General features: G+C 37.5%; 2 protein-coding genes. Both read left to right on the forward strand.

Annotated elements, in window-relative coordinates; translation table 11 throughout:
* Positions 1-38: 38 nt before the first annotated feature.
* Positions 39-947 carry a sulfate adenylyltransferase subunit CysD gene (gene cysD / locus H5072_RS16845; RefSeq protein ID WP_002963147.1) on the forward strand — a complete coding sequence of 303 codons (909 nt, stop codon included), beginning with the start codon at positions 39-41 and terminating at the stop codon, positions 945-947.
* Positions 948-1040: 93 nt separating this feature from the next.
* Positions 1041-2447, forward strand: coding sequence for a sulfate adenylyltransferase subunit CysN (gene cysN / locus H5072_RS16850; RefSeq protein ID WP_182694194.1), 1407 nt, complete (start codon positions 1041-1043; stop codon positions 2445-2447).
* The last annotated feature ends 18 nt before the right edge of the window (positions 2448-2465 follow it).

Consider the following 2465-nt stretch of genomic DNA (forward strand, 5'->3'; position numbering starts at 1 on the left):
TGGATGGATTTTGATAATTTAGGATATAAACAAACGTTATGAATGAAGAAAAGTTAACTCACCTTAAGGCCCTCGAAGCCGAATCAATTCATATAATGCGTGAAGTAGCCGCAGAATTTGATAATCCAGTAATGCTTTACTCTGTTGGTAAAGACTCTTCGGTATTACTACATTTAGCACGTAAAGCTTTTTATCCAGGTAAAATACCTTTTCCGTTAATGCACGTAGATACAAACTGGAAATTTAAAGAAATGATTCAGTTTAGAGATCAAATGGCTGAAAAGCATGGTTTCGATTTAATCGTTCATAAAAATCCTGAAGGTTTAGAAATGGGGATTAGCCCATTTGTTCATGGTAGTGCTAAACATACTGACATTATGAAAACTCAAGGTTTAAAGCAAGCCCTTGATATGAATGGTTTTGATGCTGCATTTGGTGGTGCTCGTCGCGATGAAGAAAAATCTCGTGCTAAAGAGCGTGTTTATTCATTCCGTGATAAAAACCATCGTTGGGATCCTAAAAACCAACGCCCAGAACTTTGGAATGTTTATAACAGCAAAGTCGATAAAGGTGAAAGCATTCGCGTATTCCCACTTAGCAATTGGACTGAGTTAGATATTTGGCAATATATTTACCTTGAAGGTATTGAAATTCCGTCATTATATTTTGCACAAGAGCGTCCTGTTGTTGAGCGTGATGGCACATTAATTATGGTTGATGATGAACGAATGGAGCTTGAAAAAGGCGAAGAAGTTCAGCAAAAAATGGTTCGCTTTAGAACATTGGGTTGTTATCCATTAACTGGTGCTGTTGAGTCTGTGGCTCAAACATTACCTGAAATTATCCAAGAAATGCTGCTTTGTACTACGTCAGAGCGCCAAGGCAGAGTAATCGATAACGATTCAGCTGGTTCTATGGAAAAGAAAAAAATGGAAGGTTATTTCTAACCATACGTTAGAAGCTTTAAGAGACAAGTTATTACTAAATTATAAATAACTACTTGTTATTAACCTATTACGAACCAAATTTCAGAGAAAATTATGTCACAAGATACAAACTTACTTGCAACCGATATTGAAGCTTATTTAAAAGTACACGAAAACAAAGATATGCTGCGTATTTTAACCTGCGGCAGTGTAGATGATGGTAAATCAACGTTAATAGGCCGCTTACTTTACGACAGCAAAATGATCTTTGAAGATCAGATGGCTGCTATCGAAAAAGATTCAAAACGCTTTAACACTACAGACAACGATTTTGACTTAGCGCTTTTAGTTGATGGCCTTCAGTCGGAGCGTGAGCAAGGTATTACAATAGATGTTGCATATCGATACTTTGCAACGGATCAACGTAAATTTATTATTGCCGATACGCCAGGGCATGAGCAATATACTCGTAATATGGCAACGGGCGCTTCAACATGTGATTTAGCAATTATTTTGATTGATGCTCGCCATGGTGTGCAAGTTCAAACACGTCGCCATAGCTATATTTGTTCTTTGTTAGGAATTAAAAATGTAGTTATTGCTATTAATAAAATGGATGCAGTTGGTTACGAGCAATCTATTTATCAAAACATTAAAAAAGATTACCGAGAGTTTGCTGAAAAACTATCTTTTGATGATATACGTTTTGTACCAATTTCGGCACTGCGTGGTGATAACGTAGTAAATGAAAGTGAAGCGATGTCTTGGTATCCTGGCTCTACGCTAATGAAGCTTTTAAACACGGTTTCAGTGACGCATGCTAAAAATGATGAATTTAGACTGCAAGTACAATATGTTAACCGCCCTAATTTAGATTTTCGTGGCTTTAGCGGCACTATAGCTGCTGGCGATATTAGAGTGGGGGATACTGTTGCGTCATTACCTTCAGGTAAAGAAAGTAAAGTTAAATCAATAGTTACTTTTGATGGCAACCTTGAAAAAGCTTCTGCGGGTATGGCTATTACATTAACGCTTGAAGATGAGATTGATGTTAGTCGTGGCGATATGCTAGTGCGCCCTCATCAAAAACCTCATTCATCTGCTAATTTAGAAGCTGATGTGGTTTGGATGACTGAAGAGGCATTACAAGTTGACCGTGAGTATGAAATAAAAGTTGGCAGTAAGTCTGTTTTTGGCCACGTAGAAGCTGTTAACTATAAAGTTGACGTGAATACGCTAGAGCAAAAAGAAGCGTCGCAGCTAAACTTAAATGAGATTGGTAACTGTCAATTTGCTTTAACAGCACCTGTACAATTTGATGCTTATGATACTAATAAGCACACAGGAGCGTTTATTATTATTGATCGCTTAACTAACGTAACTGTTGGTGCTGGGATGATACGTAAGCCTCTGGATGCTAAAACGAATAAATCGCAAAGCCAACACTCTGTTTTTGAAGTTGAGTTTAATGCGTTGGTTCGTAAACACTTTCCTCATTGGGATGCAAAAGTAATCCGATAGATTGCTCGTGCTAAGCAT

It is taken from the genome of Pseudoalteromonas sp. SR45-5, from assembly GCF_014163565.1.
GTDB lineage: Bacteria > Pseudomonadota > Gammaproteobacteria > Enterobacterales > Alteromonadaceae > Pseudoalteromonas > Pseudoalteromonas distincta.